We start from the raw sequence: 24,569 nt of genomic DNA, 5'->3' as shown, positions 1-24,569 counted from the left end.
CGCTTCTCTCAAAAGAAAAGCAATCCGGCGCGGGGACTGGAACTGCGGGGCATGCCGGCTGCCGGAAAACCGGCGACCATCAATTCTCAATTCAGGGCAGCATCGACAATGCGTTTTGCCGCCTGAAACGCGGCCTCTATACTCATTTCCGAGGTATCTAGCAAGACCGCATCATCCGCAGGCCTCAAAGGGCTGTCGGCGCGGTTCATATCGCGGTCGTCGCGTTTCTTCACATCCTCGACGATGGCATCGTAATCGGCGGCCTGCCCCGAGGCGACGATCTCGTCATACCGGCGACGGGCGCGCACTTCCGGCGAGGCTGTGACATAAAGCTTTACCGCCGCATCCGGGCAGACCACCGTGCCGATATCGCGGCCATCGAGCACCGTGCCCGGCATCTTTTTCGAAAAGGCACGCTGCGCTTCCACCAGCGCGCGGCGAACCGAGGGCATGACGGCGATCTTGGAGGCGGCTTCGCCGATCTCATGTCTTGCCAGCACCGAACGGTCGAGGCCGGCGAGATCGACGTCCAGCGCCATTCTTTCCGCCACCGCTTCGTCATCGAAAGGCAGGCCGGTATCGATCAGCGCTTTCGCCGTGGCGCGATAGGTGAGGCCCGTATCGAGATGATGAAAGCCATAGGTCTCCGCCAGACGACGGGACAATGTCCCCTTTCCGGCGGCGGCGGGTCCATCGATGGCGATCGTGATATGTTTCAAGAGAGCCTCTCCTGCCGGTCCGGCTGCAAACCATGTTTTTCTGCGCCTTCATAAGCGGCGACATGCCGGTGATGCAACATATTGCAGAATCGGCCGTTTCTGCCGCATGGTGCAAAACCACCGGATTTGGCCGAGCCAAATTGCCTTTGACATGCAAAAGGACAACGACTAAGGGGACCGGCTAGCATTTTCACCTGAATATGACGACCGCAACAATGCGGCATTGCCGATACTATTCGGCCCATTCTCACGAGGCTTTCGACAGTGGCAAAAGCGGAACTTGGAACCAAACGCGTAGATCCGGATACCGGCAAGAAATTCTACGACCTCAATCGTGACCCGGTCGTGTCGCCTTACAGCGGCAAATCCTGGCCACTTTCCTTCTTCGAGGAAAACTCGGCGGCCGCCATCATGGAACAGGCCGAGGAAGAGGACGTCCAGGAAGTCGATACCGAAAACAACGAAGCCGAAATGGTTTCGCACGACGACAACGACGACGGCAGCAACAACGACGACATCCCGGATGATCTGGGCGATGACGACGTCGAGCTCGACGGCGACGACGACGACACCTTCCTCGAAACCGAAGAAGACGATGACGACGACATGTCGGGCATCATCGGCGTCGGCGGCGACGACGAAGAAGGCTGATCTTCTTTAAAATGCGGCCCGGACAAGATTTTTTCACCGGGTCGCATTTTTCGGCTTGCACTTCTCAGAAACACGAAGTACTTAGCCGCCACTCCCGAAGCGAACGCCGCCACGGAGTTTCCCAGGACCGGAAAATACCGGACCACCCTGATGGGGCTATAGCTCAGCTGGGAGAGCGCTTGCATGGCATGCAAGAGGTCAGCGGTTCGATCCCGCTTAGCTCCACCAAATTTTCCCAGACACTTTTCGACCCATATAAGATCATCTAGCACCCTTGTGTGTCAGATCTTGAACACCTCTTCCCCGCAGAACACGATCACGTAACCGCCCGATGGTTCGGCCTTTGCCGCCCATGATTCGAGCTGGCTGCGATAAGGCTCGCTGCGCCAGATTTCCGGGTGGTCGGGATCGGCAAGTACCGTGATCTGCGGTCCCTGTTCATAGATCATCATTTTCGAGATTGTCGGATCCCATTCGGGCGGCAGAGAATCATCCGTGCGCCAGAGACAGAGGAAATCGCGACAGAGCGATGGGCGGTTCGCATAGATCGAACAGCCCTGCCCTTCGATACAATGGCTGCACAACGCATTCGCCGGCTTGTCGAAATGATCGATATCCGGCAGCCGGCAACAGAGCGTGCAGGTGCCGCAGGTTCGGTTCTCGATGTTTGGCGCGGTGGCGGGCATGCGCCAGCCCATACCACCGAGACTGCCCAGACAGAAGAGCGTCTATTGGCGATGCACGCAGGTGCCGCCGATAAAGGTGGCGTTCATCGACAGGTCGTCGTTCAGGACCACAAAATCCGCATCCATACCGGACTGCAAAAGACCCTTGTGCGAAATGCCGACCGCTTGCGCCGGATAGACGGTGGCCATGCGCACCGCTTCTTCCAGCGGCAGGCCAAGCTTCCGGTGCACGAACAGGACCGATGACAGCATGTCGATATCGGCACCGGCGAGCGTGCCATCCGCCAATGTCAGTCGGCCATCCTTGCGCAGGATTTCGCGGCCATTGAGCATAAAGCTCGTCACATCGGTGCCGATGGGCGACATGGCATCGGTAACGATGAAGATACGACCCCGCCCCTGCTTTGCACGCAGGGCGACGGCCATGGAGGGTGGAACGACATGGATGCCGTCAGCAATCAGGCCGCAGTGGAGCGTGGTGCTCTCTAACGCCGCGCCGACGAGGCCGGGTTCGCGGTGGCCAAGCGGGCTCATGGCATTGAACAGATGCGTGACCATGCGCGCACCGACCCGCTCATAACGCCCGGCCGTCTCGAAACTCGATTCGGTATGACCAAGGCTGACGACGATGCCCGCCTCAGCCAGTTTTGCGACCTGTGCCTCGGTGACGTTTTCCGGCGCGATCGTGGTCAGGAGAACACCGAGATCGTTTGCCGAAGATAGAAGCAGCTCAAGATCGGCCTCCTCCATCGGGCGAATAAATGATGGATCGTGTGCGCCCTTGCGGGCGACGGAAAGATGCGGGCCTTCGAGATGTAGGCCGAGAAAACCAGGGATGCGCTCACGCCGCGCCTGTCTGCCGGCGTCTATCGTGGCACGGGTGATCTCCGCTGTATCCGTGATCAGCGTCGGCAAAAGCGCCGTCGTGCCGAAACGGGCGTGGGCGGCACAAATGCGCGACAGGCCTTCGACACTCGGCTGGTCATTGAGCATGACACCGCCACCGCCATTCACCTGCAAGTCGATAAAGCCGGGCAGAAGAATGCCGCCATCAAGCGTCACCTTTTCCGCATCCTGCGGCAGCGCGGAAACAGCGGAGATCGCCGTGACCTTGCCGCCGGCGGCGATCAAGGCCGAATCGTCATGCCACGCCTCGCCATCGAAAATGCGCGCGCCGAAAAATGCCTTTTTGGTCATCGTGTTTCCGTTACTTTTTTCAGCGCCACCGGTGCATCCGGATTAAAACCGCGGCTGCGCGACCAGGATTCAACGAACCCGTAGAAAGGCAGGATCAGAGCCAGTGCGTCGGTGAGCGGATGGCCCGTGGCCACGAAGGGCAGTTTACGGGCGGATTTGACATTGTCCGATGTGGCGAAGGCGAGCGCGCGTTTGCCGGCAAGGCTATCGACAATCTCGACGACCGAATTTTCCGCCGCATCGCGCGCGGCAAAGGCGAGGAGCGGAAACTTGTCTTCCACCAGTGCCACCGGCCCATGCAGTACTTCGGCGGCCGAATAGGCTTCGGCATGCATGTTGGAGGTTTCCTTGAATTTCAGCGCCGCCTCGCTGGCGATGGCAAGCGCCGGGCCACGGCCAAGCATGTAAAGCGATTCGGCCTCGCCGAGTTCGGCGGCAAAATCATCCCATTGCAGGGTGACCGCCTTACCGAATATTTCGGGAAGGTTCCGCAGCGCGGCGCGCAGATCGGCGTCATCCGTCCATTCGCTCAGCAACGCCAGACCGGCGACGATGGAATTGACGAAGGATTTGGTGGCGGCAACGGCGAGTTCCGGTCCGGCCTGGATATCCAGCGCGTGGGCACACGCGGATGCGATCGGCGACGGCAGTGTGTTGGTGAGCGCCACCGTGACCGCACCGGCAGCGGTGGCCGATTGCGCCATGGCGACAATATCCGGGCTTTTGCCCGATTGCGAAATGGCAATCGCCGCGCCACCGGAAAGTTTTAGCTTTGCCCCATAAATGGAGGCAAGCGACGGACCGAGCGAGGCCACCGGCCGGCCGGCAGTAAGCTCAACCGCATATTTGATAAAGGTGGCGGCGTGATCGGACGAACCACGGGCGATGGTGATCAAAAAAGCCGGATCCTTTTCACGCAGGGCAAGGCCTGCGGTTTTCAGGTCTTTGGCCGAGCGATCAAGCAGGCGGGCGACGGCATCCGGGATCTCGTCGATCTCGCGGCGCATATGGGTCTGGGTGGTCATCGTGGTCTCCGTTTTCAGCGGTCGCCAAGCGTCAGCTCGGCCACGAAATCATAGGCATCGCCCCGGTAGAGGGAGCGTGTGAACTCCACCACCCGGCCGGAACCGAGATAGGAAATACGTTCAATCGACAGACCTGCGGCACCGACCGACATCTGCAACAGCCCGGCATCCGGGTTTTTCACGTTGCAAGCGGAGATGCGCTGGATGGCACGCACCGGGCGCGTGCTGGTCTTTTCCAGCTCGGCATAAAGCGACGTGGTGACGCGGGTCGGATCGGGCAGAAATTCCGCCGATAGGCTGGCGCGCTCGATGGCAAGAGGCATGTCATTGGCGATGCGCAGGCGGCCGATACGGGCGACCAGTGTGCCGGGCGCAAGGCCGAGCATGACGCTTTCCTCCGGCGAGGGATGGTAAAGCCCACGCTCCAGCCATTCCGACCGCGTGGCAAGGCCGCGCCGCGCCATATCCTCGGTGAACGAGGTCAGGTGCGATAGCGGCTGTTCGACGCGCGATACCGGCTTGACCACAAACGTGCCGGAGCCGTGGCGGCGCATCAGCAGGCCGTCTTTCACCAGATCATCCACCGCCTTGCGCACGGTGACGCGGCTGACGCTGGCGTAATCGGCAAGATCGCGTTCGGCCGGAAGCGCCGCGCCATGGGCGAGCCGGCCGGAACGGATCGCATCTTCCAGCGTCTGCCGCAGTTTCAGATAAAGCGGACCGGCGCTTGCCGCCTGAAAACCGTCGAGCGGCAGAAGGGCGGAAAGCGTTTCGCTCATCGGCCGAATCCTTCTGCTACCAATTCGGACACGGCAAGCGAGACGGCGCCGGTGAGCGCATCGGCCAAAGGCTCGGACAGGCGGTTGCGATGGCGCTGTGCCAGATAGGTCGGATACAGACCGGCAAGACCACCGAGCAGGCAGAGACGCCCCTCCCCTTGCATGATAGCCGCCACGGCATCGAGCGCGGCATCGACCTCGCCCGCAGCAGCATGGAGAATGCGCAGGGCCGTTTCATCACCGCGCTCGGCCGCAAAAAACACGCGTGGCGCATAACGGCCAAACTCGCCGGGGCTGGCCTTGCGGGCAAAACCGACCACCTGTTCGGGATCATTGCCGAATTCCGCCAGCAATTCGGCGGAGAGCGGCGTTACCGAGCGGACGCCATCATGCGCCAGCAGGCATTCCTGCAAGGCAGCGTGGCCAAGACGGGCACCGCTACCGAGATCGCTGACTTGAAAACCCCAGCCGCCAATGGAGGTGAGTTCACTGCCGCGGCGCGCCAGGCAGATCGTGCCGGTGCCGAGAATGGCGATGGCGCCATCTTCTGCGCCGACAGCACCCTGCAGCGCGATCAGCCCGTCATTTACGATTTTCGAGCGCTTGAATGGCAGGCGGGTCAGAACATAATTGACCGCATCGCCGACATTGTTGCCGGCCAGCCCGAGAAGAGCGGAAGAGGATTTCACCAGATCTTCTGACAGACCGGCATCGCGAAAGGCCAGACGCGCAGCCTCATCGATATGGCGCAGCGCATTGTCGGGATCGGACAGGATGTTGGAGGCACCGCTTTTGCCACGACCGAGAATGCGGCCGTCGGCATCCGCCACCGCCGCGCGGCAGCTGGTTCCCCCGCCATCGATCCCGAGAATGTAGTGCACCATGAAGACCTCCGGCCAAGACAATACCAAAAAAGTACCAATAGCCAAGGGCGATTTGCAATGCGCATTTTGAATTCATAACAACTTGCTGAATTTCAAACGCATTTTTGAAAATTTACGGCCCTTCGACGATTCAACTTAGGCGATCGTTAATTTGCATCTGGACAATTGGTATTTTTTTGGCATCATTTCTGCCGAGGGAGAAATCGGATGAGCAAAAACGCCACCGAAGCCAGACATGACAATGCGATCGGGCTCGATCAGCTTGAGCCGGCTGCCGTGCTGCGGTTGCTCGCGGAAGGCCAGCAGGCTGCGGCGCAGGCAGTAACGGACGCCATTCCGGCGATTGCTGCTGCGGCCGCACTGGCGGCCGATGCCCTGCGCAATGGTGGACGGCTGATCTATGTCGGCGCAGGCAGTTCCGGCCTGATGGCCATGGCCGATGCGCTCGAACTGCCCGGCACCTACGGCATCGCCCGCGACCGGATTCTTGTTTTGATGGCCGGTGGAATTTCCAGCCTGACCAATCTGGCCGGCGGGCCGGAAGACGACACCGTTCTGGCTGAAAAAGATGCGGCAGTGATATCAGCCGGCGACTGCGTGATCTGCGTCACCGCCAGCGGGTCGACACCCTATTCGCTCACCATCGTCAACATTGCCGGATCGCGCGGAGCCAAGATTATCGGCATCGCCAACAATGCCGACGCCCCCCTGTTCGATATGGCCGATGTTGCCGTTCTTCTGGCGACGCCGGCGGAAGTGGTAGCCGGATCGACCCGCATGGGCGCCGGCACTGCACAAAAAATCGCGTTCAACATGCTGTCGACACTCACCGCCATCAAGCTCGGCCATGTGCATGACGGGCATATGGTGGATGTGCGGGCCGACAATGAAAAGCTGCGCATCCGCGCCACCCGCATCGTTTCCGAAATCGCCGGTATCGACATGGATGCCGCCGTTGAACGGATGCAAAGCGCCGACGGCTCCGTGAAAATAGCCGTGCTGCTGGCAGCCGGCGCACACAATGCCGAGGTGGCGCAGGCAGCGCTTGCCCGCTCGGGACAGGTTCTACGGCAGGCACTTGCCGAGTTCGAAAAATAATAACTGGGAACTGAAAACGCGCCCGCGGGCGCAATAACCGGGAGAACGTCATGACCCGCATGCTGAAAGGTTTGATGCTTGCCACGACCGTGCTGGTGCCTGCGGCACTGGCCGGCACCGTACAGGCTGCCGATACCGCGCTGACCATCGAAAGCTGGCGCAACGACGACCTGTCGATCTGGCAGGAAAAGCTGATCCCCGCCTTCGAGGCCAAGAACCCCGGCATCAAGGTGACCTTTGCGCCGATGGCGCCAACCGAATACAATTCCGCCGTCAACGCCAAGCTCGAAGCCGGCACGGCGGGCGATCTCATCACCTGCCGTCCGTTCGACCTGTCGCTGGCCATGTTCGAAAAGGGCCAGCTGGCGCCCCTGAACGATCTCGACGGCATCGGTAATTTCTCCGACACGGCCAAGTCCGCATGGACCACGGATGACGGCAAGACCACGTTCTGCGTGCCGATGGCATCGGTCATTCACGGCTTCATCTACAACAAGAAGGCGTTCGAAGAACTGAAAGTCGAGGTGCCGAAGACCGAGGATGAATTCTTCGCGCTCTTGGAAAAGATCAAGACGGACGGCAACTATATCCCGATGGCCATGGGCACCAAGGACCAGTGGGAAGCCGCAACCATGGGCTATTACAATATCGGCCCGAATGACTGGAAGGGCGAGGAAGGCCGCAAGGCTCTGATCGCCGGCACGCAGAAACTGACGGATGCCGATTGGGTGGAGCCCTACAAGACGCTTGCCAAGTGGAAGCCCTATCTCGGCGACGGCTTTGAGGCCCAGACCTATCCGGACAGCCAGAACCTGTTCACGCTCGGTCGTGCCGCCATCTATCCGGCCGGCTCCTGGGAAATCGCACCGTTCAAGGCGCAGGCCGATTTCGAAATGGGCGCCTTCCCGCCACCGGTGAAGAAGGCCGGCGATACCTGCTATATTTCCGACCATAACGACATCGGTATCGGCCTGAACGCCAAGGGCAAGAACCCGGAAGCGGCAAAGAAATTCCTCGCCTGGGTCGCCTCACCGGAATTCGCCACGCTTTACGCCAATTCGCTGCCGGGCTTCTTCAGCCTGAATTCGACGGCGGTGAAGATGGAAGACCCGCTGGCGCAGGAATTCGTCTCCTGGCGCCAGAATTGCAAGCCGACCATCCGCCCGAGTGCGGCGATCGTCGGCCGTGGCAAGCCGAACCTCGATCTGGAAATGTGGCGTGTATCGGCCAACGTCATCAATGGCACACAGACACCGGAACAGGCGGCTGAAGAGACCCAGAAGGGTCTCGACAGCTGGTACAAGCCGGCGAAGTGAGCTGAATGAGGAGACGGAGGCTGATCATCAGCCTCCGTCATTCCTGTGCTCGTCACAGGAATCCAGCCAGCTCAAGTCCTTGAGCTGAAAGAGGCTCTTTCGTCACGCAGACGCGTGACTGCTGGATCCCGGCTCAAGGCCGGGATGACGCATCCATTTTTCAACCAGAGTTCGGAAACATGAGCGACACAGACACTGCCGATCCTGCGATCGCGCCGATCAAGCGCCCCACCCGCTGGCATATCGCCGTGTTTCTGGCGCCCGCCGTGCTCGTTTACACGGCGATCATGATCCTGCCGCTGATCGAGACATTGCGGCTGTCACTTTACAATCTCGTCGATGGGCAGACGGCTTTTGTCGGCCTTTCCAATTTCGTGACGCTGTTTTCCGATCCGCGCCTTTCCGCCAGCTTCTGGAATGCGCTCGGCAACAACCTGATCTTTTTCGTCATCCATATGCTGGTGCAGAACCCGGTCGGCATTGCGCTCGCCGCCATGCTGTCGATCCCGAAACTCAGGTTCGCCACCTTCTATCGCACCGCCATCTTCGTGCCGACATTGCTCTCCTTCGTCATCGTCGGTTTCATCTGGAAACTGATCCTTTCGCCGATCTGGGGCATTGCGCCGGGAATGCTGGATATGGTCGGGCTGAAATGGCTGTTTGCGCCCTGGCTCGGCCGACCGGACAGTGCGCTGATTGCCGTGTCGCTGATCTCCGTCTGGCAATATGTCGGCATTCCGATGATGCTCATCTATGCGGCGCTCCTGAACATTCCCGAAGAGGTGCTGGAAGCCGCCGAATGCGATGGCATTACCGGCTGGAGCCAGTTCTGGAAGATCAAGCTGCCGCTGATCCTGCCGTCGATCGGCATCATTTCGATCCTCACCTTTGTCGGCAATTTCAACGCTTTCGACCTGATCTACACGGTGCAAGGGGCGCTGGCAGGCCCCGACGGTTCTACCGACATTTTGGGCACCTTGCTCTACCGCACCTTCTTTGGCTTCCAGAACCAGATGGGCGACCGCTCCATGGGCGCCACCATCGCCACGGTAATGTTCCTGATCATCCTCGCCGGCGTTTCGCTCTATCTCTTCGTCATCCAGCGGCGCATGCGCCGCTACCAGTTCTGAAGGAGGCGACCATGGCCAAGGCGCGCACCTCGCTTATCCGCAGCGGACTGATCCATCTCGCTCTGATCAGCTACACGCTGATAGCGCTGTTTCCGGTGTTCCTGACGCTGGTGAATTCGTTCAAGAGCCGCAATGCCATCTTTCGCGATCCGATGGCTGTCCCCACACCGTCCACCTTCAGTCTGATCGGTTACGAGACCGTGCTCGCACAGGGCGACTTCTTTGGTTATTTCCAGAACAGTCTGATTGTTACCGTTTTCTCGATCGCTCTCGTTCTGCTGTTCGGCGCCATGGCGGCGTTTGCGCTCTCCGAATACCGGTTTCGCGGCAACCTGCTGATGGGGCTTTATCTGGCGCTCGGTATCATGATCCCGATCCGGCTTGGCACCGTCGCCATCCTGCAGGGCATGGTGGCCGCCGGTCTCGTCAACACGCTGACGGCGCTGGTTCTGGTCTATACGGCGCAGGGGCTGCCGCTCGCCATCTTCATTCTTTCGGAATTCATGCGTAATGTTTCCGACGATCTGAAAAATGCCGGGCGGATCGACGGGCTGTCGGAATATGCGATCTTCTTCCGCCTTGTCCTGCCACTGGTGCGTCCCGCCATGGCAACGGTTGCCGTCTTCACCATGATCCCGATCTGGAACGACCTGTGGTTCCCGCTGATCCTTGCACCCGGCGAGGAAACCAAGACGGTGACGCTGGGCGCGCAGATGTTCATCGGTCAGTTCGTGACCAACTGGAACGCAGTCCTCTCAGCGCTGTCGCTCGCCATTCTGCCGGTTCTGGTTCTTTACGTCATTTTCTCACGCCAATTGATCCGTGGCATTACCTCGGGAGCCGTCAAATGACTTTTCATCCCCCTCTTCACGTGCTTGTGGCCGGTCTCGGCAATATGGGCCGCAGCCATGCACTGGCCTATCACAACAATCCCGGCTTCGAGATCGTTGGCCTCGTGAACCGCAGCAAGCCTGATTTGCCGGCAGAACTCGGCGATTATCCTTTCTTCGACAATTTCGAGACGGCACTTTCCGAACTGAAACCGGATGTCTGCTCGATCAACACCTATTCCGACAGCCATGCCGCCTATGCCATCCAGGCATTCGAGGCCGGCGCCCATGTGTTTCTGGAAAAACCGCTGGCAACGACGGTCGCAGATGCCGAGCGCGTGGTGGCTGCCGCCAAGACGGCGGGCAAAAAACTGGTGGTCGGTTATATCCTGCGCCATCACCCTTCGTGGATACGGCTGATCGCCGAAGCGCGAAAGCTCGGGCCGCCTTATGTCTTCCGCATGAACCTTAACCAGCAGTCTTCCGGCGCGCATTGGGACGTGCACAAGGCATTGATGCAAACGACGGCGCCGATCGTTGATTGCGGCGTGCATTATCTCGACGTGATGTGCCAGATCACCGATGCGCGCGCCGTCGAAGTGCGTGGCATGGGCCTGCGCATGTCCGACGAGATCGCCGAGGACATGTACAATTACGGCCATCTGCAGGTGCTGTTCGAAGATGGCTCGGTCGGCTGGTACGAGGCCGGATGGGGACCGATGATGTCGGAGACGGCGTTTTTCGTGAAGGACGTGATGTCGCCAAAGGGGTCGGTGTCGATCCGTGTCGATGAAAACGCCAGGTCGGCCGATATCGACACACACACGAAAACCTCGGTCATCCGCGTGCACCGCGCCGAAACCGGGCCGGATGGCCGTTTCCTTGCGCCCGACGAAGACCTCAAGATGGACGGGGAACCCGGCCATCAGGAACTCTGCGATCTGGAACAGGCCTATATGCTGAAGGCGATCCGCGAAGATATCGACCTGACGCGGCATATGGATGACGCGGTGCAATCGCTGCGCATCGCGCTGGCGGCTGACGAAAGCGTGCGCACCGGTCAACCGGTTCGCCTTTGAGATCACGTGAAGGAATAAGCTCTTGGGTTCCCTGAAACTGACATCCATCACCAAAGCCTTTGGCAATCACGAGGTTCTCAAAGGCATCGATCTTGTCGTCGAGGACGGCGAGTTCGTGATCTTTGTCGGCCCGTCCGGCTGCGGAAAATCCACGCTTCTCAGGGTCATCGCCGGTCTTGAGGATGCGACCAGCGGCAGCGTGCAGATCGATGGCGCGGAAGTCGCTTCCGTGCCGCCGGCCAAGCGCGGCATCGCCATGGTTTTTCAATCCTACGCGCTTTATCCGCACCTGACGGTCAAGGACAATATGGGGCTTGGCCTCAAACAGGCCGGCACGCCAAAGGACGAAATCGAGACCCGCGTAACCGAAGCCTCGCGCATGCTGTCCCTCGCGCCCTATCTGGCGCGGCGTCCGGCCGAACTTTCCGGCGGTCAGCGCCAGCGCGTGGCGATCGGTCGCGCCATCGTGCGCGAGCCAAAACTGTTCCTGTTCGATGAGCCGCTTTCCAATCTCGATGCGGCGCTGCGCGTGCAGACGCGTCTGGAGATCGCCCGGCTGCACCGGCAGTTGAAGGCGACGATGATCTACGTCACCCACGATCAGGTGGAGGCCATGACGCTGGCCGACAAGATCGTCGTCTTGAATGCCGGCGCAATCGAGCAGGTCGGCTCGCCGATGGATCTGTACAACAAACCGGCCAACACGTTTGTCGCTGGTTTTATCGGCTCGCCTCAGATGAATTTCATCGACGCCGAACGTCTGGGCGACAGACAGGCGAAAACTATCGGCATCCGCCCCGAACATATCGCGCTTTCGCGCGAGAGCGGCGACTGGAAGGGCAAGGTCGTGCATGCCGAACATCTGGGCGCCGACACCATTCTCTATCTCGAGACGGAGGCCGCAGGACTTCTGACCGTTCGGCTGTTCGGTGAACACCGTTATGGGGCCGACGACATCGTCTTCGCCACGCCGGACAGGAGCCGGCTGCATCGCTTCGATGCCGGCGACAAGGCGATTGCTGCTTCCTGAACGATGCCCTGAGGCTTGCCGACATTTGCGAACGAGCCGATATCTTCACCGATGAAACGGTGAGACATGATGGATCTGCAGAAATTTTTCGACCGGTCTTCGGTCGAGGTGGCGCGTGCGTTGATCGGCACCGAGCTTATTTTTGGTGGCGCAGGCGGGATAATCGTCGAAACGGAAGCTTACGAGCCGGACGATCCGGCCTCGCACAGTTTTCGCGGCGTGACCCCACGCACGCGCACGATGTTCGGTCCGCCGGCGCATGCCTATGTCTACCGCTCCTATGGCATTCACTGGTGCCTGAATTTTGTCTGTCGCCCTTCAAGCGCCGTGCTGATACGAGCCTTGCAGCCGACGTCAGGTCTGCCGGAGATGGAAGAACGACGCGGCAAGACAGATCCGCTACTTCTATGCTCCGGTCCGGGCAGGCTTTGCCAGGCGTTGGCGATCAGCGCTGAACAGGACGGCCTGCCCCTGTCGCAGCCACCATTCTCGCTCACACCGCCACCGCTGCCACCGATCATCGATGTCGGTACCCGGATCGGCATATCGAAGGCCATGGACCGGCCTTGGCGTTTCGGTCTGCATGGGTCCGTCCATGTGAGCCGCAAGTTTGTTTGACTGTTTTTCCAGCCTCACCGCCCGATATCGATGTATTGCAACTCTTTTCGTGTGAGACATTCTCTATACAGGGTAATTTTCCATGTTTGTTACCGAATAAAGTAGAGTATTTAAATCAAACAACTACTGTATTTTCGCAAAACTTAATGCAATATACCACGCAAGACGCGTGGAGACCCCCTATGAACGACATGTCCGGAGCCGAAGGAGCGGCCCAAGATCATTCGGCAGACCTCACCCTTGCCGAAGATGCACTGACCGCATTCGAATGGTCGTTATGGCGTATCTCCGCCGCCTTTCTGCGGTGGCAGTCGGAATGCAGCACCGATCTGGCCGGCACCAGCATCAGCGGGCTAGAAACCGCCGTCCTGCATACGATCCGGTACCGCCAGAAGCCCAAGGGATTGAGTGAGATCTGCCGCCTGCTCGGCCGCGACGACACAGCCAATGTGCAATATGCCATCAAGAAACTTCAGGGCCTGAAGATGATCGAGCGCGTCAAGGGCCGATCGCGCAAGGATACGCTCTACATCCCGACTTCGACCGGCGAAAAACTGACCCAGGAGTATCGCGCAGTCCGCGAAAACCTGCTTGTATCGATGATCCAGAAGATCGAGCACTCTGACAACAATCTGCAATCGACCACCGAAATGCTGGAATTGCTGACGAGCTTTTATGAAGCCGCCACCCGCCGCGTGGCGAGCAGTTCGCTGCCGGCAAGTTATTCCGGTCAATCCTGACCTTTTCCAACCGCTGATGCATCGCTACGGTGATGGGATAAAACCATCACGACGGGTGCATGCATGATTTTTCACGCGGTTTCGGACTGGGACGATGCCTATTCCAACGGGCCGAACATTCCCAACGGCAGCCAATGGCCGCAAGCCTGGGTGGCCCCTGCCAAAACCTATCGGGATACGCTAACGGCACTGGGTCGCACCGAGCTCGACGTCGTTTACGGGCCAAAACCGCGGCAACGGCTGGATCTTTTTCTGCCGGAAGCGACACCAAAAGGTCTCGTCGTTTATGTCCATGGCGGTTTCTGGCAAAACCTCGACAAATCCTACTGGTCGCATCTGGCCAATGGTGCGGTGACCCACGGTTACGCCGTGGCAATGCCGCAATATACGCTCTGCCCGGAGGCCCGCATTTCCGACATCACCCGCGAGATTTCCGAAGCGATCACGCTGGCGGTAAAGCGGTTTGACGGCCCGCTTCACCTGACCGGACATTCCGCAGGCGGGCATCTCGTGTCGCGCATGGTGTCGGCAACATCGCCGCTTGCGCCGGACATCCGCGCACGCATCCACAACACCGTTTCGATTTCCGGCGTGCATGACCTGCGACCGCTGCTCACCACGCGATTGAACGACAAGCTGCAGCTGACGCCGGAAGAGGCGGAACGAGAGAGCCCCGCACTTCTGACACCCGGAGCGAATACGCGGCTGTTCTGCTGGGTGGGCGCCAACGAACGGGCCGAGTTCATCCGCCAGAACGACCTTCTCGCCAATATCTGGACCGGACTTGGCGCTGTCACCGGCAGCTACCACGAGCCGGATCGTCACCACTTCAACGTGGTCGATGGCCTGGCCGATCCTGACCATCCGCTGACAAAAACACTTCTGTCTTGATATTCATCAAGACTCGCATGCATCCGGCATTCATTCTCGCCTGATAGGCCCCGTGCAAAAGGAACAGGGACCATGACGATACAGAGGCGACGTCGCATCATTCGCACCAGACGCACGAGCCTGGGCATTACGCTTGTTGCGGCTATCTCCTTTCTGGCAGGACTGACCGATGCGATCGGGCTGCAGCTTTCCGGCGATTTCGTCTCGTTCATGACCGGCAATACGACACGCGCCGCGATCTCCTTCGAACAGGGGGACTATGCCCACGCGCTCGTGCTGGTCGGGGCGATCGCCACCTTCGTGATCGGCAATGCGCTCGGCATCATCGTCGCGCATCTGTTCGAAAGACGCATTTTTGCGGTGCTGGTCACGGTCGGGTTGTTTCTCACGCTCGCATCGGCGCTGACCGCACCGGATATGGCGATCTGGCGCTTTAATGCCGTGGTGCTGGCAATGGGGCTGGTCAATGCGGCGGTAGAACATATCGAGGGCCTGCCGATCGGGCTGACCTATGTGACCGGCGCACTTTCGCGTCTCGGGCGCGGCATCGGCCGCATGATGCTGGGAGAACGTAGTTTTGGCTGGACCGTGCAGATCGTGCCCTGGCTTGGCATGGCGGCGGGCGCGCTTTGCGGTGCGGCGCTGGCCATCGGGCTGCCCGATCAGGCACTGCAAATGGCCGCGTGTCTGACGCTCGGTTTTGCCGTCGTCACGCTGTTCATTCCGCGTTCGCTGCAGAACCGCTACAATCAGCGCCCGGCGCCCTCAAGCCACAGGGATTCGTCCCCGGCAGCCTGACTATTTCTTGGAGATGGTGACAAACTTGGCGCCGCGCACGCGAACCGTCATTTCGCAGGGCTTACCGCCGGTGCGATCACAATATTTCGGCGCCATCTTGAAGACAAAAACCATGTTGCCGAAGCGCTTGATGAAATCGTAGGAAAAGATGCGGGCAGTGGCGATCATGAAATAACCGCCCTCCTTCACCTGCAGATAAAAATTATAGGGGCAACCTTCCTCTGCACTGCAGGCCGGGCCCTTTACGCCATCGCATGTATAGGCACCGTGATTGGCAATCGCATCGATCAGGCCATCATTGTTGATATCCAGCCGGGTGATGAAATCGGCCCCGAACTCGGCCGTTTTGCACTGTTTGCGAAAATGATCTTTTTCGTAGATTTCGGGATCGCTCAGCAATTGCTGCTGCGCGGACACGGGCGCTGCAGCGATCAGGCAGAGCAGCGCGGCAAGAACAGACAATATCTTCATCAAAATGGCCCCGGGAACGGCGTGCTTACAAATTGGTCAGGGCGCCATATCCACGGCTGCCCAATATCCCATAGTCCCAGATGGCGCTTGCGCGGCGCTGACGACACAACTCTTATGGGTTGCGATCAGCTTTTCTTTTCGCGGAGACGAATGATCACGTCGACATGCGCGATTTCCATGCCTTCCGGCGGTGCCGGCAGGTTATCGATCGCGAGGTTGTTGATCGGGATATCCAGCACTTCATTTCGTCCTTCAACGAAGAAGTGATGGTGATCGGACGTGTTCGTGTCGAAATAGGTCTTTGCGCTTTCGACAGCAAGGACGCGGATCATGCCGGCCTCGGTGAACTGGTGCAGGGTATTGTAGACGGTGGCGAGAGAAACCGGCACGCCGGCGGATGTCGCCTCTTCGTGCAGTTCCTCGACCGTCAGATGGCGGTCACCCTTGGCAAACAGGAGATCTGCAAGTGCGATACGTTGCCGCGTTGGACGCAGCCCGCATACCCGCAATCTCGTTTCCACGTCCATGCTGGCTTCAGCCATCATGCAAGCAAACTCCTGTCAGCTTTGATAAAGTTCAACACTCGATATAACTTTAGCGACGAATGGTTTCAATAGCGCACATGTTCGCGCCATGGCCAAGCCGTCATGCGACCCCTTTGTATCGGCGAAAAAACGCATTTTTGCCTGTTGCGCCTCTGGTTTGGCGGCCTCGCTTCCTATATGCCCTCGTGATCGAATGGGGCAGGCCCGATTGATCGGCGACAAGCGGATCGGGTCAGCTCTCTTAATTTTGTGCCGATCCTGCTCTATAGCTTCGGATGGCCGAGACAGACGGAGTAATGGATAATCCTGATGGCAACCAGACAGTCCAGCTATAGCTACGAAGAAATCCTCACCTGCGCACACGGTGACCTCTTCGGACCCGGTAACGCGCAACTGCCGCTGCCGCCCATGCTGATGGTCCACCGCATCACGGACATTTCCGAAACCGGCGGCGCCTTCGACAAGGGTTACATCCGTGCTGAATACGACGTGAAGCCCGACGACTGGTATTTCCCCTGCCATTTCGAAGGCAACCCGATCATGCCGGGCTGCCTTGGTCTGGACGGCATGTGGCAGTTGACCGGCTTCTTCCTCGGCTGGCTGGGTGAAGAAGGTCGCGGCATGGCGCTTTCCACCGGCGAGGTAAAGTTCAAGGGCATGATCCGCCCGACCACCAAACTTCTTGAATTCGGCATCGACTTCAAGCGCGTCATGAAGGGCCGCCTCGTGCTCGGCACTGCCGACGGCTGGCTGAAGGCCGATGGCGAAACCATTTATCAGGCAACCGACCTGCGCGTCGGTCTGTCCAAAGACAAGACGGCCTGAACCGCTTCTTGATAAGCGGTCGACGAAAACAACAAAGGTTTGATCACATGAGACGGGTAGTAGTCACGGGCCTGGGGATCGTTTCCTCGATCGGTAACGATGCTGGCGAAGTCACCGAATCCCTGCGTCAGGCAAAGTCCGGCATTTCCTTTTCCTCCGATTTTGCCGAGCACGGTTTCAAGTGCCAGGTCTGGGGCAAGCCGAACATCGATACGACGGATCTCGTCGATCGCCGCGCCATGCGCTTCCTGTCTCAGGGCGGCGCCTGGAACCACGTTGCGATGAAGCAGGCGCTGGCCGACAGCGGTCTGGAAGAGAAGGATTACGCCGAAAACGAGCGTGCCGGCATCATCATGGGTTCGGGCGGTCCTTCCACCCGCACGCTGATCGAAGCTGCCGACATCACCATCAAGAACAACAGCCCGAAGCGCATCGGCCCGTTTGCCGTGCCGAAGGCAATGTCCTCGACGGCGTCCGCCACACTCGCCACCTGGTTCAAGATCCACGGCGTCAACTATTCGATCTCCTCGGCCTGCTCGACCTCGGCACATTGCATCGGCAATGCCGCAGAAATGATCCAGTGGGGCAAGCAGGACATCATGTTCGCCGGCGGCCACGAGGATCTCGACTGGACCATGTCGAACCTGTTCGACGCCATGGGCGCCATGTCCTCGAAATACAACGACAACGCACCGAGCGCTTCGCGCGCCTATGACGTTGATCGCGACGGTTTTGTCATCGCCGGCGGCGCAGGCGTTCTGGTTCTCGAAGAACTGGAACATGCCAAAGCCCGTGGCGCCAAGATCTACGCGGAAATCACCGGTTACGGCGCAACCTCGGACGGCTACGACATGGTCGCCCCGTCGGGCGAAGGCGCGATCCGCTGCATGCGCCAGGCGCTGTCCACCGTGAAGGGCGAAGTCGACTACATCAACACCCACGGCACCTCGACGCCGGTGGGCGATTCGAAGGAAATCGGCGCGATCCGCACCGTCTTCGGTGACAATATCCCGCATATCCAGTCGACCAAGTCGCTGACCGGTCACTCGCTCGGCGCTGCCGGCGTGCAGGAATCGATCTACGGCCTTCTGATGATGCAGGCCGGCTTTATCGGCGAAAGCGCTCATATCCAGAATCTGGATCCGGAATTCGACGGCGTTCCGATCGTGCGCAGCCGCATCGACAATGCCAAGATCGACACCGTTCTTTCCAACTCCTTCGGGTTCGGCGGCACCAACGCCACGCTCGTTTTCCAGCGCTATAACGGATAATCGCCCATGACCGGTATCATGCAGGGCAAGCGCGGCCTCATCATGGGCGTCGCGAACAACCACTCCATCGCCTGGGGCATCGCCAAGGCGGTCGCTGCACAGGGCGCAGAACTGGCCTTCACCTATCAGGGTGATGCGCTGGGCAAGCGTGTGAAGCCGCTGGCTGCCGAAGTCGGTTCAGACTTCGTCATCCCGTGTGACGTGGAAGATATCGCATCCGTCGATGCGACCTTCGACGCCATCAAGGAGCGCTGGGGTTCGTTCGATTTCATCGTCCACGCCATCGGCTTTTCCGACAAGAACGAGCTGAAGGGCCAGTATGCCGACACCACGCGCGAAAACTTTTCGCGCACCATGGTGATCTCGTGCTTTTCCTTCACCGAAATCGCCAAACGCGCGGCACCGCTGATGACCAATGGCGGTTCGATGCTGACGCTGACCTATAACGGCTCGCAGCGTGTCATCCCGAACTACAACGTCATGGGTGTTGCCAAGGCGGCTCTGGAAGCCTCCGTGCGTTATCTGGCAGCTGATTTCGGACCGCAGGACATCCGCGTCAACACGATCTCGGCAGGCCCGGTGCGCACACTCGCCGGTGCCGGCATTTCGGATGCCCGTGCGATCTATTCCTGGAACAAGGAAAACGCACCGCTGCGCCGCACGGCCACCATCGAAGACATCGGCGGTTCGGCTCTTTATCTGCTGTCCGACCTGTCGCGTGGCGTGACCGGCGAAGTGCATTACGTTGACGCCGGCTACAGCATCACCTCGCTGCCGACGCTCGACAAGCTGCGCAAGGCCGACGTCGAGTAAGAGCGAAAATATATCAGAACAAGAGGCGTGCGCATCATGATGCACACGCCTCTTGTGTTTTGGGGATGCGGACATTACCATCACGTCAAATGTTGGAGCCTCCCCATGGAGCGAAACAGCCAGAAAATCATCGCCCGCCTGAAGCGCGAGGGTTTCGAACTGATCTCCGTGAAGGGATCACATCACAAGTTTCGCAAGGGCTCCCGCACGATCATCGTTCCACATCCGAAAAAGGACCTGCCTATGGGCACCGCTTCGGCAATTGCCAAACAGGCAGGATGGATTTGAGGGAAGGTCATGAAGCATTTCATCGCGCTCGTACACAAGGATGAGGATAGCGCCTTCGGCGTCAGCTTCCCTGATCTTCCATCCGTCTTTTCGGCGGCAGACGATGAGGACGACCTGATGGCAAACGCGATCGAAGCGCTGCGGCTGTGGGCCGAAGACGACAGCCTGCCGACACCCGCCAGTTTTGAAGAGATCACCACCCGCGACGATATCAGGGCGGAACTGGCAAAAGGCGCGTTTCTTGTGCGCATTCCCTATATCGAGGACGACACGCGCGTCGTGCGCGCCAACGTGACCTTCGAAAAGGGTATGCTGGATGCGATCGACGCCGCCGCCCGCGAACGCGGCCTGACACGCTCCGCTTTTCTTGCAAGCGCTGCCCGCAAGGAGATCGAGGCCGCCTGAAAACGGCCTCATCCACGCTTATCCCGGGCGGAAGACAAGTCTTCAACTCTTCCCGACGATATCCGCGGCTTCCGTCTTCATCGGCTTGTATTTGAAGGCGGCGCAGACGATGCCGTGGTCGTTCGTCCCGCTTTCCCTGTGATCGTCAAAATGAAGGTGGTCGTTATTGATGGTCAGGCCATCGAACATCCAGATGCGCCGGCGGCTGTTGTCGTAAAATTCCTCGCTGACAAAGATGTGGTCGAGCGATTCCATCATGTCCTGATGGATGTGGGTGTAATAGATATCCCGCGTGCTGCGATATTCCTGCAGCGTCTGCGCCGTGTAGAGCGCCGTATCACCGCCGCCCAGGCTGTCTCCCACGAGGAAGCGCGGCTGGCCTGTCAGGATATTGGCGGTATTGCTGAGCTGGCCGTCGTTGACATCGCCGAGAACCACCACGGACTTGCGGTTGCCCTTCATCTGATCCGTCAGCAGGAAACGCAATGCCGCAGCCTCGGCCGTGCGACGAATCGTCGATATGGCAGCGCCTATTGCCGTCGAATGCTTGCTGTAGACGCTCTTTTCGTCGCGATACCAGTCCTCGGCATCGATCCGTGTCGGCGCCTTGGATTTGAAATGGCAGACATAAACATGCGCGTCTTCATGGTCGGCATGCGGCTTGATGGTGAAATGCAGGACGGGGCGGGAGAAACTGTCGATCGATACGGAGATCGCCTTTGTCTGCGGGTCGTCACCAGAGCTTTCAAGGCGAAATTTGTCCGGAAAATTGACGATCCATTCCGGCGTGCCGGTCAGAAGGCCCTTGCGGACGATGGCAGCACAGACGATCCGTTTGCCTGCGGTATCCGGCGGCACGATGAGATCGTAGTCATCGGCAAGACCGGATTTCGTCAGCGCCTTTTCAAGCGAGGTGACGTGCCAGACTTCCTGAAATCCGAAAACGTCCGGTTTCAGCTGTCTGATGTTGCGCGCCGTCCATTCGATCTTGCGATCGTGCTGTTCTTCTGTCCAGCCGGCACCGGTATAGATCGGCAAGCCCGGTTCATTGAGATTGAGAAGATTAAAAGTCCCGATCGTCAGCCGTTTAAGCGCCATCACACGTTCCCTTCCAAGGTTTTTTCCACCATGGAGGGAAGTGTGCGATCGGATTTCTACAGGATGATGACGCCGCTGGCGGGCTCGGTTACTTCTTCGCCCAGAGAACCTTAAATTTCGAATTGCGGCAGGTTTCACCGCTTTCCCTGAACGCTTCAGCGAGGACCGGCTCATAGGTCAGGCCGCGATTGGCCACCATCAGCAGCTGGCCACCGCTGCGCAGCGAACTGGCTGCCGTGCGGATCATCGTCTTGCCAAGCTCGGGATCGGCCGCCTGCGCCTCATGGAAAGGCGGGTTCATGATGACGAGGTCGTATTTTTCCTTCGGTGGCTCTGCCCCCAGATCCTGCCAGAAGAAACGGGTGGCGAGATCCGGGCAATTGCCGGCGACGTTGCGCTTGGCGAATTCCAGCGCCTGCCAATCGGCCTCGAAGAGGTCGATACGGTTGGTGCGGCGTGACTTTTCGGCCAGCATGACGGAGAGGTAACCCCAGCCTGCGCCGAAGTCCGCAGCATTGCCGTCGAAATCGGTCGGCAGGCGGCTTGCGAGAAGCTCTGAGCCCGGATCGACGTGATCATGGGAGAAGATGCCAGGAATGGTCTCAAAGCGTCCCTCGACCATGCCTGCGGTCTTGCGCAGCGCCTTGATGCTGGAGGACGCATCCTCAGGACGACCGAACCAGATGGCGACGCCGTGATATTTTGGCGCGTAGTCGAGAATGATACCGAGCTTCAGCAGCGTCGTGCGGAGCGACTGGATGCCATCTTCCTTGCCACCGGCGATCACAACGATGCCGCCGACTTTTACACGGGCCAGAACCTCGGCAACGCGGTTTTCATTTTCGCCGCGGTGCTTGCCGCAAAGCACGAGGCCGAAATCGTAATCATCACCGTCAGCTTCCGGGAAGGCGTTGTCGCCCAGCGCGCGAAACAGCGGACGGAACGGCTGCACGGCAGTGATATCGCCCAGAAAGTCCGAAGGCTTGGCATGGCCGGCCTCGGCGCCAAGGAAGAGCACACGCTCGCCCTCGCCCGGCATCGGCACCGCATCGGTGGCAAAGGGATGGAAAAGCGTCTTGAGGGCGTCTCGGCTCATGATGTCGGACCTTGGGAATTGGGAGCGGTTTTGTTTCTTGAACGGATAAAGAAAAGGCGCGGAAGACAGAGCTTCCGCGCCTCGATCTCTCGATAGACGAAAGCTTATTCGGCTGCTTCGCCTTCGGCCTTCTTGATTTCCTGGCCGGTAGCCTGGTCGACGACCTTCATCGACAGGCGAACCTTGCCGCGCTCATCGAAGCCCATCAGCTTGACCCAGACCTTGTCGCCTTCCTTGACGATGTCGGAGGTCTTAGCAACGCGCTCGGAAGCGAGCTGCGAGATGTGGACCAGACCGTCGCGGGCGCCGAAGAAGTTGACGAAGGCGCCGAAATCGGCGGTCTTCACAACGGTGCCTTCGTAGATCACGCCGACTTCCGGCTCGGCAACGATGGAATGGATCCACTTGCGGGCCGCTTCGATTTCCTTGCCCGAGGAAGATGCGATCTTCACGGTGCCGTCGTCTTCGATGTTGATCTTGGCGCCGGTCTTTTCGACGATTTCGCGGATGACCTTGCCGCCCGAACCGATGACTTCACGGATCTTGTCGACCGGGATGTTCATGACTTCGATGCGCGGTGCGAATTCGCCGAGCTGCGAACGGCCTTCGGAGATGGCGTTGGCCATTTCGCCGAGGATGTGGGTACGACCGCCCTGTGCCTGGGCAAGAGCGACCTTCATGATCTCTTCGGTGATACCGGCGATCTTGATATCCATCTGCAGCGAGGTGATGCCATCGGCAGTGCCGGCTACCTTGAAGTCCATGTCGCCGAGGTGGTCTTCATCGCCGAGAATGTCGGAGAGAACGGCAAAGCGTTCACCTTCGAGGATCAGACCCATGGCAATGCCGGCAACCGGCTTTGCGAGCGGAACGCCGGCATCCATCAGAGCAAGCGAAGTGCCGCAGACGGTTGCCATCGAGGACGAGCCGTTCGACTCGGTGATCTCGGAAACGACGCGCAGCGTGTAGGGGAACTGCTCAGCCGAAGGCAGCATCGGACGGATAGCGCGCCATGCGAGCTTGCCGTGACCGATTTCGCGACGACCCGGGGAACCCATGCGGCCAGTTTCGCCAACCGAGTAGGGAGGGAAGTTGTAATGGAGCAGGAAGCGCTCCTTGTACATGCCGGTGAGGCTGTCGACGTACTGTTCGTCTTCGCCGGTGCCGAGCGTGGCAACAACGATCGCCTGCGTTTCACCACGGGTGAACAGCGACGAACCGTGGGTACGCGGCAGGATGCCGACTTCCGAGGTGATCGCGCGAACGGTCGACAGATCACGGCCGTCGATACGGCTCTTGGTGTCGAGGATGTTCCAGCGAACGATCTTGGCCTGAAGGTGCTTGAAGATCGCGCCGATGACTTCGGCGGTGTACTTCGGCTCGACGCCTTCCGGGAAATAATGCGCCTTGACCTTGGCCTTGACGGCGTCGATGGCGGCGTAACGATCAGCCTTCTGGGTGATCTTGTAGCCTTCGCGAAGCTCGGCTTCGAAATGCTTCAGCATATCGGCTTCGAGTTCGGAATGATCTTCCGGCTGGAAATCACGCGGTTCCTTGGCAGCAACTTCAGCGAGCTTGATGATCGCGTCGATGACCGGCTGGAAACCCTTGTGGCCGAACATGACGGCGCCAAGCATGATCTCTTCGTTGAGTTCCTTGGCTTCCGATTCAACCATCAGGACGGCGTCCTGGGTGCCGGCAACAACGAGGTCGAGAACCGACTCGTCCATCTCGTCGAGATGCGGGTTCAGAACGTATTCGCCGTTGATGTAACCGACGCGGGCGCCGCCGATCGGGCCCATGAACGGAACGCCCGAGAGCGTCAGGGCGGCCGAGGTGGCAACCATGGACAGGATGTCCGGGTTGTTCTCGAGGTCATGCTGGACGACGGTGACGACGACCTGGGTGTCGTTCTTGTAGCCTTCCGGGAAGAGCGGGCGGATCGGACGGTCGATCAGGCGCGAAACCAGGGTTTCGTTTTCCGACGGACGGCCTTCGCGCTTGAAATAGCCACCCGGGATCTTGCCGGCAGCGTAGGTCTTTTCCTGGTAGTTGACGGTCAGCGGGAAGAAGTCCTGGCCCGGCTTCGGCGACTTGGCCGAAACAACGGTGGCGAGAACGACGGTTTCACCGTAGGTCGCGAGGACGGCGCCGTCTGCCTGGCGGGCGATCTTGCCCGTTTCCAGCTTCAGCGGGCGGCCAGCCCATTCGATTTCAACAGAGTGGGTATTGAACATCAAGTTGTCCTTCAATGCGGGAATGACGTGAACCCGTTTAAGGGCGCCG

Annotated in this window: 27 protein-coding genes and 1 tRNA gene; 17 read left to right on the top strand and 11 right to left on the bottom strand. The window is 59.4% G+C overall.

What is annotated here, in order from left to right:
- Positions 1-86: 86 nt before the first annotated feature.
- Positions 87-719: a (d)CMP kinase gene (gene cmk / locus J2T09_RS15815; protein WP_306836345.1), complete on the bottom strand. Its 633-nt coding sequence runs from the start codon at positions 717-719 to the stop codon at positions 87-89.
- Positions 720-983: 264 nt separating this feature from the next.
- Here cmk and J2T09_RS15810 point away from each other — a divergent pair, with 264 nt between their 5' ends.
- Together J2T09_RS15810 and J2T09_RS15805 are read left to right on the top strand one after the other, a co-directional pair.
- A complete protein-coding gene (locus tag J2T09_RS15810; protein ID WP_306836343.1) occupies positions 984-1,370 on the top strand; it encodes a TIGR02300 family protein in 387 nt (128 codons plus the stop codon).
- A gap of 152 nt (positions 1,371-1,522) precedes the next feature.
- Positions 1,523-1,598 (top strand) — tRNA-Ala (locus J2T09_RS15805).
- Between the two features lie 53 nt (positions 1,599-1,651).
- Here the strand turns inward: J2T09_RS15805 and J2T09_RS15800 are convergent.
- From J2T09_RS15800 to J2T09_RS15780, 5 genes are read right to left on the bottom strand one after another with little or no spacing between them, the layout of a single operon-like run.
- Positions 1,652-2,056, bottom strand: coding sequence for a hypothetical protein (locus J2T09_RS15800; RefSeq protein ID WP_306836340.1), 405 nt, complete (start codon positions 2,054-2,056; stop codon positions 1,652-1,654).
- 42 nt (positions 2,057-2,098) lie between these two features.
- Positions 2,099-3,253, bottom strand: coding sequence for an N-acetylglucosamine-6-phosphate deacetylase (nagA, locus tag J2T09_RS15795; RefSeq protein WP_306836339.1), 1,155 nt, complete (start codon positions 3,251-3,253; stop codon positions 2,099-2,101).
- On the bottom strand, positions 3,250-4,278 hold the full coding sequence (locus tag J2T09_RS15790; RefSeq protein ID WP_306836337.1) for an SIS domain-containing protein: 1,029 nt from the start codon (positions 4,276-4,278) through the stop codon (positions 3,250-3,252). The genes nagA and J2T09_RS15790 overlap by 4 nt, the downstream gene beginning before the upstream one ends.
- 14 nt (positions 4,279-4,292) lie before the next feature.
- Positions 4,293-5,057, bottom strand: a complete 765-nt coding sequence (locus tag J2T09_RS15785; RefSeq protein ID WP_306836334.1) for a GntR family transcriptional regulator — start codon at positions 5,055-5,057, stop codon at positions 4,293-4,295.
- Positions 5,054-5,941 carry a BadF/BadG/BcrA/BcrD ATPase family protein gene (locus tag J2T09_RS15780; protein WP_306836333.1) on the bottom strand — a complete coding sequence of 296 codons (888 nt, stop codon included), beginning with the start codon at positions 5,939-5,941 and terminating at the stop codon, positions 5,054-5,056. Before J2T09_RS15780 ends, J2T09_RS15785 begins: the two co-directional genes overlap by 4 nt.
- A 207-nt stretch (positions 5,942-6,148) precedes the next feature.
- Between J2T09_RS15780 and J2T09_RS15775 the strand changes: the two genes are divergently transcribed.
- The 10 genes from J2T09_RS15775 to J2T09_RS15730 all read left to right on the top strand — a co-directional run bounded on the left by J2T09_RS15775 (position 6,149) and on the right by J2T09_RS15730 (position 15,471).
- A complete protein-coding gene (locus tag J2T09_RS15775) occupies positions 6,149-7,039 on the top strand; it encodes an N-acetylmuramic acid 6-phosphate etherase (protein WP_306836331.1) in 891 nt (296 codons plus the stop codon).
- Between the two features lie 50 nt (positions 7,040-7,089).
- Complete coding sequence (locus tag J2T09_RS15770) at positions 7,090-8,355, top strand: ABC transporter substrate-binding protein (protein ID WP_306836329.1); 1,266 nt, start codon at positions 7,090-7,092, stop codon at positions 8,353-8,355.
- Positions 8,356-8,534: 179 nt separating this feature from the next.
- The gene (locus J2T09_RS15765; protein ID WP_306836327.1) at positions 8,535-9,485 is read left to right on the top strand and encodes a carbohydrate ABC transporter permease; all 951 of its coding nucleotides are present in this window, start codon (positions 8,535-8,537) and stop codon (positions 9,483-9,485) included.
- 11 nt (positions 9,486-9,496) lie between these two features.
- On the top strand, positions 9,497-10,336 hold the full coding sequence (locus J2T09_RS15760; RefSeq protein ID WP_306836325.1) for a carbohydrate ABC transporter permease: 840 nt from the start codon (positions 9,497-9,499) through the stop codon (positions 10,334-10,336).
- Positions 10,333-11,394 (top strand): Gfo/Idh/MocA family protein, encoded by a 1,062-nt coding sequence (locus tag J2T09_RS15755; protein ID WP_306836322.1) that lies wholly within the window; start codon positions 10,333-10,335, stop codon positions 11,392-11,394. The genes J2T09_RS15760 and J2T09_RS15755 overlap by 4 nt, the downstream gene beginning before the upstream one ends.
- A 22-nt stretch (positions 11,395-11,416) precedes the next feature.
- A complete protein-coding gene (locus J2T09_RS15750) occupies positions 11,417-12,424 on the top strand; it encodes an ABC transporter ATP-binding protein (RefSeq protein ID WP_306836320.1) in 1,008 nt (335 codons plus the stop codon).
- Between the two features lie 66 nt (positions 12,425-12,490).
- Positions 12,491-13,042: a DNA-3-methyladenine glycosylase gene (locus J2T09_RS15745; protein ID WP_373458477.1), complete on the top strand. Its 552-nt coding sequence runs from the start codon at positions 12,491-12,493 to the stop codon at positions 13,040-13,042.
- A 182-nt stretch (positions 13,043-13,224) separates the two neighbouring features.
- On the top strand, positions 13,225-13,782 hold the full coding sequence (locus J2T09_RS15740; RefSeq protein ID WP_306836319.1) for a winged helix DNA-binding protein: 558 nt from the start codon (positions 13,225-13,227) through the stop codon (positions 13,780-13,782).
- 63 nt (positions 13,783-13,845) lie between these two features.
- Positions 13,846-14,673, top strand: a complete 828-nt coding sequence (locus J2T09_RS15735) for an alpha/beta hydrolase (protein WP_306836316.1) — start codon at positions 13,846-13,848, stop codon at positions 14,671-14,673.
- A gap of 72 nt (positions 14,674-14,745) precedes the next feature.
- Entirely contained in the window at positions 14,746-15,471 is a 726-nt protein-coding gene (locus J2T09_RS15730) for a YoaK family protein (protein WP_306836314.1), read from the top strand.
- Here the strand turns inward: J2T09_RS15730 and J2T09_RS15725 are convergent, their stop codons facing one another.
- Together J2T09_RS15725 and irrA are read right to left on the bottom strand one after the other, a co-directional pair.
- Complete coding sequence (locus J2T09_RS15725) at positions 15,472-15,942, bottom strand: hypothetical protein (RefSeq protein WP_306836311.1); 471 nt, start codon at positions 15,940-15,942, stop codon at positions 15,472-15,474. It lies immediately after the preceding gene.
- Between the two features lie 125 nt (positions 15,943-16,067).
- Positions 16,068-16,484, bottom strand: coding sequence for an iron response transcriptional regulator IrrA (gene irrA, locus J2T09_RS15720; protein WP_373458488.1), 417 nt, complete (start codon positions 16,482-16,484; stop codon positions 16,068-16,070).
- A 312-nt stretch (positions 16,485-16,796) separates the two neighbouring features.
- On the opposite strand from irrA, the gene fabA reads away from it, so the two are divergent.
- The 5 genes from fabA to J2T09_RS15695 all read left to right on the top strand — a co-directional run bounded on the left by fabA (position 16,797) and on the right by J2T09_RS15695 (position 20,089).
- The gene (gene fabA / locus J2T09_RS15715; RefSeq protein WP_306836308.1) at positions 16,797-17,312 is read left to right on the top strand and encodes a 3-hydroxyacyl-[acyl-carrier-protein] dehydratase FabA; all 516 of its coding nucleotides are present in this window, start codon (positions 16,797-16,799) and stop codon (positions 17,310-17,312) included.
- Positions 17,313-17,359: 47 nt separating this feature from the next.
- Positions 17,360-18,583 (top strand): beta-ketoacyl-ACP synthase I, encoded by a 1,224-nt coding sequence (fabB, locus tag J2T09_RS15710; RefSeq protein ID WP_306836306.1) that lies wholly within the window; start codon positions 17,360-17,362, stop codon positions 18,581-18,583.
- Between the two features lie 6 nt (positions 18,584-18,589).
- On the top strand, positions 18,590-19,396 hold the full coding sequence (gene fabI, locus J2T09_RS15705; RefSeq protein ID WP_306836302.1) for an enoyl-ACP reductase FabI: 807 nt from the start codon (positions 18,590-18,592) through the stop codon (positions 19,394-19,396).
- A 105-nt stretch (positions 19,397-19,501) separates the two neighbouring features.
- Entirely contained in the window at positions 19,502-19,684 is a 183-nt protein-coding gene (locus tag J2T09_RS15700; RefSeq protein ID WP_306836300.1) for a type II toxin-antitoxin system HicA family toxin, read from the top strand.
- 9 nt (positions 19,685-19,693) lie between these two features.
- Positions 19,694-20,089: a type II toxin-antitoxin system HicB family antitoxin gene (locus tag J2T09_RS15695; RefSeq protein WP_306836298.1), complete on the top strand. Its 396-nt coding sequence runs from the start codon at positions 19,694-19,696 to the stop codon at positions 20,087-20,089.
- A gap of 42 nt (positions 20,090-20,131) precedes the next feature.
- On the opposite strand, the gene J2T09_RS15690 is transcribed toward J2T09_RS15695, so the two are convergent.
- The 3 genes from J2T09_RS15690 to pnp form a co-directional block, all read right to left on the bottom strand.
- Positions 20,132-21,187 carry an endonuclease/exonuclease/phosphatase family protein gene (locus J2T09_RS15690; RefSeq protein ID WP_306836296.1) on the bottom strand — a complete coding sequence of 352 codons (1,056 nt, stop codon included), beginning with the start codon at positions 21,185-21,187 and terminating at the stop codon, positions 20,132-20,134.
- Between the two features lie 88 nt (positions 21,188-21,275).
- Positions 21,276-22,283 carry a class I SAM-dependent methyltransferase gene (locus J2T09_RS15685; protein ID WP_306836292.1) on the bottom strand — a complete coding sequence of 336 codons (1,008 nt, stop codon included), beginning with the start codon at positions 22,281-22,283 and terminating at the stop codon, positions 21,276-21,278.
- 104 nt (positions 22,284-22,387) lie between these two features.
- Positions 22,388-24,520, bottom strand: a complete 2,133-nt coding sequence (gene pnp / locus J2T09_RS15680) for a polyribonucleotide nucleotidyltransferase (RefSeq protein WP_306836289.1) — start codon at positions 24,518-24,520, stop codon at positions 22,388-22,390.
- Positions 24,521-24,569: the final 49 nt, after the last annotated feature.

This window comes from Neorhizobium huautlense, from assembly GCF_030811685.1.
GTDB lineage: Bacteria > Pseudomonadota > Alphaproteobacteria > Rhizobiales > Rhizobiaceae > Neorhizobium > Neorhizobium huautlense_A.
This window is presented reverse-complemented; position numbering and strand designations above follow the sequence as displayed.